Origin of the sequence: Ideonella sp. B508-1 (assembly GCF_000333615.1) — a bacterium.
Lineage (GTDB): Bacteria > Pseudomonadota > Gammaproteobacteria > Burkholderiales > Burkholderiaceae_C > Ideonella.
The window spans coordinates 20339-27160 of record NZ_BADL01000008.1 but is presented as its reverse complement, the minus strand read 5'-3'; the positions used below and the strand labels follow the sequence as shown (position 1 = coordinate 27160).

Genomic DNA, 6822 nt, shown 5'->3' with positions numbered 1-6822 from the left:
GGCTACCCACCAGGGCCTGGGACACCGACTTGGCCAGCCGTTGCGACTGCATCAGGGCCTGGCCAGTGGCCGACAGCTGGCCGGCCTGGCGGTTGGCAGCGCCCAGCGACAGGGCCCCGGTGATCACGAAGACCGCCGCCCCCGCACCCACCATGGTCAGCAACAGGCGCTGCTGCTCATAGAGGGGACGACGGCCGATCAGCGGCAGGCCCGTGGATTCCTCCCCGAAGGTGGAAACCGGCGCCGACAGCTGCGACAGCGCAGGGTCGTCCGATTCCGGCATCAAGGGGGCCGCCGGGGATGGGGCCTCGGCCGCACCGGCGGACTGTTCCAGGCGTTGATCAATCTGCGCCAGCAGGCGATCGACCTCGTGATCGGCATCTGCTGACAATGCAACCGCCGGAGCGGGAGACTCTGCGGCTTCCGATTCTTGAGAGGCCGACCGGGCGGCAAACTTGTTCTTCAACTGATCGAGCAGGCTCATCTCATCCTCTCAGGGAATGCCTCGAATCACGACAGGGCAGCCACGACGTCAACTGGTGGCCACTTCAAGAAAGAGCGGATCCTGGACCAGGGCCGCCAGATCCAGTTCATCCCAGACCCGCCCCTGTCCATCGCGCCACTGACGCACGGCAAAGGCCGGGCGGGGACCCGAGACGTCGGTCACGCGCTGCAATTGCTCGCTGTCGCGCAAGCCCAGCAGCCGGTCGATCAGCAAGGCCGCATTGACGCGCAGCCCCGGGTTGAACACCACCAGCTGGCCGCTGCGGGCACCGGCACCCCGCTCACGCAGGCCCAGGAAGGCCGCCAGGTCCATCACCGCGTTGAGCTGGCCGCGCACATTCGCCACCCCGACCAGCCAGGGCGCCGCATGGGGCACCGGCGTCACATCGCGCAGGGACTGGATCTCACCGGCCTGCCCCAAGGGAAGCAGCAGGCCGGCCCCGGCGCACTCCACCGCCAGCCAACCGGCCTCGCGGGGCCGTTCACGGGCAGCTTGCAACCGGCTGGCCAGCCGGACCTGGAGCTCTCGCAGCGCTTCCTTGTTGGACATCGCCTGCCGCTCAGCCCAGGGCCTGGATCTTGGCCATCAGGTCATCGGCGTCGACCGGCTTGACCACGTAGTCGCGCGCGCCCTGGCGCAAGCCCCAGACCCGGTCGGTCTCCTGGTTCTTGCTGGTGCACATGATCACCGGCACGTCCGCATACCGGGGGTCGCGGGTGATGGTGCGGGTCAGCTGGAAGCCATTGGTGCCGGGCATGACCACGTCCATCAGGATCAGGTCAGGCTTGCCTTCGGACAGGCGACGCAGGGCCTCATCGCCGCTCTCGGCCGTCCGCACGACGAACCCGCGCTTGGTCAGCAGGTCCGACAGGTAATGCAACTCGGTCTTCGAGTCGTCGACGAGAAGGATGTTCTGGATGCTCATGAAGCTACCCTGCAAAACAGCACCGCCACGGGAAAGCACACCTCAACGGTCGCAAACGCCGCGGCCGGCATCACCGCTGCACGGCCAGCGCACGGAAATGCGCCACCGCCTGCAGCAACTGGTCCTTGGTGAAAGGCTTGGTCAGGTAATCGTCGGAACCGACCATGCGGCCACGCGCCTTGTCGAACACCCCGTCCTTGGAGGACAGCATGATCACCGGCACCTGGGCGAACCGGGGGTTGCGCTTGATGATGGCGCAGGTCTGGTAGCCATCGAGCCGCGGCATCAGGATGTCGCAGAAGATGAGATCCGGTTCGAAATCATTGACCTTGGCCAAGGCATCGAAACCATCCTCGGCCAGTATCACTTCGTAACCACCCTGGCGCAGAAAGATTTCCGCACTGCGCCGGATGGTGTTGCTGTCGTCAATCACCAGCACCCGGGTGGTTGGCGACGCAGTTTGCGTCAGACCCAAATCCGTCACCTCGCGCCCCTTAACGAATTACATCCCAACGGGTCTGACCGACCGGCCCTCGCACATGGCGGGGCAGATCAGATCTGAACCATCTCAAAATCTTCCTTGCGCGCGCCGCACTCGGGGCAGGTCCAGTTCATGGGCACGTCCTCCCATTTGGTCCCCGGGGCAATGCCATGCTCGGGATCACCGGCAGCCTCGTCATAAATCCATCCGCAGATGAGGCACATCCAGGTTGTGTTTTCGCTCACGGTATCCAAGCCAGATCACTACAATCCGCACGAGTATAGCGATGGGATGCAAGGTTACGACAAGGTTTTATCGACACTTGCGCAACATCATCCTGACGCGTCCTGCGATCCCGCGTCGGCCGGACTGCTTGCTGCCCATTTCCTCGACCGGCCCCTGCCATGAACATTGAATCCCCCCCCGACGCCTCCACTCCCGAAGGCACTGCCCAGGAGGCCGGCGCCTCGCCCGCCTGCGTGATGAGCTTCAATGCCGGCGACCCCAGCGGGGCCGGCGGCGTGGCGGGCGACATCGCCACCATCTCCGCCATGGGCGCCCACACCCTGCCGGTGGTGACCACGCTGCTGATGCGCGACACCGCCGAAGTCTTCGACCAGCACCTGATCGAAGGCGACGCGGTGGTCGAACAGGCCCGCAGCATCCTGGAGGACGTCACCGCCAGCGCCTTCAAGGTCGGCTTCCTAGGTTCCGCCGAGAACGTCAGCGCGGTGGCCGAGATCCTCTCGGACTACGCCGAGCTGCCGCTGGTGTCCTACCTGCCCAACCTCTCCTGGCTGGAAGAAGACGAGCACCAGAGCTACCTGGACGCTTTCCGCGAGCTGATCCTGCCGGCCACCGAGGTGCTGGTGGGCAGCCACAAGACGCTGACCGATTTCCTGCTGCCCGAATGGGAATCCGAGCGGCCCGCCTCGCCGCGTGAACTGGCCGTGGCCGCCGCCGAGCACGGCACCCGCTATGTGCTGGTGACGGGTGTGATGCTGCCGGCCAAGGCCGGACAGTTCATCGACAACGTGCTGGCCTCGGCCCAGGGCGCCCTGACCGGCGAGAAGTTCGAGCTCTTCGACGTGAGCTTCGTCGGCGCGGGTGACACGCTGTCCGCCGCGTTGGCCGCCCTGCTGGCCGTGGGCGCCGAGATCCAGGCCGCCACCGGCGAAGCCCTGCAGTTCCTGGACCAGAGCCTGGACGCCGGCTTCCGCCCCGGCATGGGCCACGTCATTCCCGACCGCTTCTTCTGGGCCCTGCCCCCGGAAGATGAACAAGCCGCCGAGGGCGCGCCCGAGCCGAATCCGCCCGGCCCCACCCCCAGCTTTCCCGATGAACCCCCTGCCGCGCCCGGAGGCCGCCGCCGTGTCCACTAATGCCCAACTGTTCGAACGGGCCCAACAGTCCATCCCCGGGGGCGTGAATTCGCCGGTGCGCGCCTTCCGCGCCGTTGGCGGCACCCCCCGCTTCATCACCCGCGGCGAAGGCGCCTACATCTGGGACGCCGACGGCCAGCGCTACATCGACTACATCGGCTCCTGGGGCCCGATGATCCTGGGCCATGGCCATCCGGCCGTGCTGGAGGCCGTGCTGTCGGCCGCCCGGGAAGGCTTCAGTTTCGGCGCCCCGACCGAGCGCGAGGTCGAGCTGGCCGAGGCCATCATCGGCCTGGTGCCCAGCATCGAGCAGGTGCGCCTGGTCTCCTCCGGCACCGAGGCCGGCATGAGCGCCATCCGCCTGGCGCGCGGTGCCACCGGCCGCAGCAGGATCATCAAATTCGAAGGCTGCTACCACGGCCATGCCGACGCCCTGCTGGTCAAGGCCGGCTCGGGCCTGGCCACCTTCGGCCACCCCACCAGCGCCGGCGTGCCGGCCGAGGTGGTGCAGCACACCCTGGTGCTGGAGTACAACAACGTCGAGCAGATCGAGGCCGCCTTCCAGGCCCACGGCAACGACATCGCCTGCGTGATGATCGAGCCGATCGCCGGCAACATGAACTTCGTGCGGGCCAGCGTGCCCTTCGTCAAGCGCATCCGCGAGCTGTGCGACCAGTACGGCGCGCTGTTCATCTTCGACGAGGTGATGACCGGCTTCCGTGTCGCCCTGGGCTCGGCCCAGAGCCTGTATGCCAAGGCCATCCCCGGCTTCACGCCCGACATCTCGGTGTTCGGCAAGGTCATCGGTGGCGGCATGCCGCTGGCGGCCTTCGCCAGCAGCCGGCGCATCATGCAGAACCTGGCCCCGCTGGGCCCGGTCTACCAGGCCGGCACCCTGTCGGGCAACCCGGTGGCCACCGCCTGCGGCCTGGCCACCCTGAAGGAAATTTCCAAGCCCGGCTTCCACGAGGCCCTGCACGCCAAGACCCGGCGCCTGATGGCCGGCCTGAAGGCCGCGGCCGATGCCGCGGGCGTGCCCTTCAGCGTGGACAGCGAAGGCGGCATGTTCGGCTTCTTCTTCATGCCCGAGCTGCCGCAGAACTACCAGCAGGTCATGACCACCGACCAGGCCCGCTTCAACCGCTTCTTCCACGGCATGCTCGAGCGCGGCGTCTACCTGGCTCCGGCCCTGTACGAAGCCGGCTTCACCAGCGCCGCACTGAGCGACGCCGACCTGGACGCCACCCTCGCCGCCGCCCAGGACGTCCTGGCACAAGCATGAGCGACATCCGTCTGACCGAGTTCCGCGGCCAACCCGCCCTCCACCTGCGCGCGCCCGACGGCGCGCAGGCCACCGTGCTGCTGCATGGCGGCCAGCTGGTGTCCTGGGTGCCGGCCGGCGGCGAAGAACAGCTCTACCTGTCGCCCACCGCCCGCTACGGCGTGGGTGCCTCGGTGCGCGGCGGCGTGCCGGTGATCTTCCCGCAGTTCAACGAGCGCGGCCCGCTGCCCCGCCACGGCCTGGTGCGCAGCCGCAGCTGGACGCCGGTGCAGTCGGTGGTGCGCGGCGAGCACGCCATCGCCACGCTGCGCTTCACCGACGACATGGCCACCCGCGCCCACTGGCCCCACGGCTTCACCGCCGAGGTGACGGTGAGCGTGGCCGGACGCGACCTGGACATCGAGCTGTGCATCACCAACACCGGTGAGACGAGCTTCGACTTCCACGCTGCGCTGCACACCTATCTGCGCAGCCAGAACGTCGAAAAGGCCCAGCTCGAGGGCCTGCAGGGCTGCCATTACGAGGATGCACTGCTGGGCGTCGAGGGCGACCAGTGGGGCGATGTCACTGCGGTCATCGGCGCCATCGACCGCGTCTACCACCAGGCCCCGCGCCAGCTGATCCTGCGCGAGCTGGGCCGCAAGCTGCTCATCAGCCTGAGCGACTTCGAGGATGTGGTGGTCTGGAACCCAGGCCCCGAAGGCGCGTCCAAGCTGACGGATCTGCCCGCCGAGGACTGGCAGCACATGCTGTGCGTCGAAGCCGCCTGCGTGCGCGAGCCCATCACCCTCGTCCCTGGGGACGAGTGGGCCGGCCGCCAGAGCTTCACCTGCTGAACCCGCGCGGGCGCCCCGCGCCTGCACCACCCCTTTTCGCCATGCACATTCACATCCTGGGCATCTGCGGCACCTTCATGGGCGGCCTGGCAGCCCTGGCGCGCGAAGCCGGCCACACGGTCACGGGCTGCGACGCCAACGTCTATCCGCCGATGAGCGACCAGCTCCGGGCCCTGGGCATCGAGCTGATCGAAGGCTTCGGCCCGGAACAGCTGTCGCTCCAGCCCGATCTCTTCGTGGTCGGCAACGTGGTCACCCGGGGCAACCCGCTGATGGAGGCCATCCTCGACGCCGGCCTGCCCTACACCAGTGGGCCGCAGTGGCTGGCCGAGCATGTGCTGCAAGGCCGCCATGTGCTGGCCGTGGCCGGCACCCATGGCAAGACCACCACCACCTCGATGCTGGCCTGGGTGCTGGAAGACGCGGGCCTGCAGCCGGGCTTCCTGGTCGGCGGCGTGCCGCAAAACTTCGGCGTTTCCGCAAGGCTCGGAAACGGGGCGGCATTCGTCATCGAAGCCGATGAATACGACACCGCCTTCTTCGACAAGCGCAGCAAGTTCGTGCACTACCGGCCACGCACGGCCATCCTGAACAACCTCGAGTACGACCACGCCGACATCTTCCCGGACCTGGCCGCCATCGAGACCCAGTTCCACCACCTGGTGCGCACCGTGCCGTCCACCGGTTGCCTGGTGGTCAATGCCCGCGAGGAGGCGCTGCAGCGGGTGCTGGCGCGCGGCTGCTGGAGCCAGGTGCAGCGCTTTGGCGCGCGCAAGGAAGAGCCGGGCACGCTGCGCGCACGCGGCGAGCCCCATGCCTTCGACGTGCTGCGCGGCGCGATGAAGATCGCCCGTGTGGAATGGGGCCTGCTGGGTGAACACAACCAGCTCAACGCCCTGGCCACCATCGCCGCGGCCGAGCACCTGGGCGTGGCGCCCGAGGTCAGCGCGGCCGCGCTGGGCCGCTTCCAGAACGTGCGCCGACGCCTGGAGCTGCGTGGTGAGGCCGGCGGGGTGAAGGTCTACGACGACTTCGCCCACCACCCCACCGCCATCCGCACCACGCTGGACGGCCTGCGCCGCAAGGTGGGGCTGGACCAGCGCATCCTGGCCGCCTTCGAGCCGCGCAGCAACACCATGAAGCTGGGCACCATGAAGGCCCAACTGCCCTGGGCGCTGGAGGAGGCCGACCTGTCCTTCTGCCACAGCGGCGGCCTGGGCTGGGATGCGCGCGAGGCCCTCTCGCCCATGGGCGCCCAGGCCCAGGTCTGCGAGACCATCGACGCCATGGTGACTGCCATCGTCAAGGCCGCCCGCCCGGGCGACCATGTGCTGTGCATGAGCAACGGCGGCTTCGGCGGCATCCACGAGAAGCTGCTCGCCGCCCTGGCGCAGAAGGCCGCCTGAAGCCG

The 6822-nt window shown here is 68.2% G+C and carries 8 protein-coding genes and 1 pseudogene; 4 read left to right on the top strand and 5 right to left on the bottom strand.

All coding sequences use genetic code 11. The features are described 5' to 3' along the window. From I73_RS00625 to I73_RS00605, 5 genes and pseudogenes are all read right to left on the bottom strand, one after another. A pseudogene (locus tag I73_RS00625) lies at positions 1–484 on the bottom strand (hypothetical protein); the annotation flags it as partial. Between the two features lie 48 nt (positions 485–532). After that, positions 533–1054: a chemotaxis protein CheW gene (locus I73_RS00620; RefSeq protein WP_022978846.1), complete on the bottom strand. Its 522-nt coding sequence runs from the start codon at positions 1052–1054 to the stop codon at positions 533–535. Positions 1055–1064: 10 nt separating this feature from the next. Then, a complete protein-coding gene (locus I73_RS00615; RefSeq protein WP_022978845.1) occupies positions 1065–1430 on the bottom strand; it encodes a PleD family two-component system response regulator in 366 nt (121 codons plus the stop codon). 70 nt (positions 1431–1500) lie between these two features. Continuing rightward, positions 1501–1914, bottom strand: a complete 414-nt coding sequence (locus tag I73_RS00610) for a PleD family two-component system response regulator (protein WP_304607939.1) — start codon at positions 1912–1914, stop codon at positions 1501–1503. A 68-nt stretch (positions 1915–1982) separates the two neighbouring features. Then, positions 1983–2135, bottom strand: coding sequence for a rubredoxin (locus I73_RS00605; RefSeq protein ID WP_022978843.1), 153 nt, complete (start codon positions 2133–2135; stop codon positions 1983–1985). Between the two features lie 180 nt (positions 2136–2315). Here I73_RS00605 and I73_RS00600 point away from each other — a divergent pair, with 180 nt between their 5' ends. Genes I73_RS00600 through mpl form a run of 4 tightly spaced genes read left to right on the top strand, consistent with a single transcriptional unit; the run spans position 2316 to position 6817 of the window. Then, on the top strand, positions 2316–3293 hold the full coding sequence (locus tag I73_RS00600) for a bifunctional hydroxymethylpyrimidine kinase/phosphomethylpyrimidine kinase (protein WP_022978842.1): 978 nt from the start codon (positions 2316–2318) through the stop codon (positions 3291–3293). Beyond that, complete coding sequence (hemL, locus tag I73_RS00595; RefSeq protein ID WP_022978841.1) at positions 3250–4575, top strand: glutamate-1-semialdehyde 2,1-aminomutase; 1326 nt, start codon at positions 3250–3252, stop codon at positions 4573–4575. The genes I73_RS00600 and hemL overlap by 44 nt, the downstream gene beginning before the upstream one ends. Further along, the gene (locus I73_RS00590) at positions 4572–5411 is read left to right on the top strand and encodes a D-hexose-6-phosphate mutarotase (protein ID WP_022978840.1); all 840 of its coding nucleotides are present in this window, start codon (positions 4572–4574) and stop codon (positions 5409–5411) included. Before hemL ends, I73_RS00590 begins: the two co-directional genes overlap by 4 nt. Positions 5412–5452: 41 nt before the next feature. After that, positions 5453–6817 (top strand): UDP-N-acetylmuramate:L-alanyl-gamma-D-glutamyl-meso-diaminopimelate ligase, encoded by a 1365-nt coding sequence (gene mpl / locus I73_RS00585; RefSeq protein WP_022978839.1) that lies wholly within the window; start codon positions 5453–5455, stop codon positions 6815–6817. Positions 6818–6822: the final 5 nt, after the last annotated feature.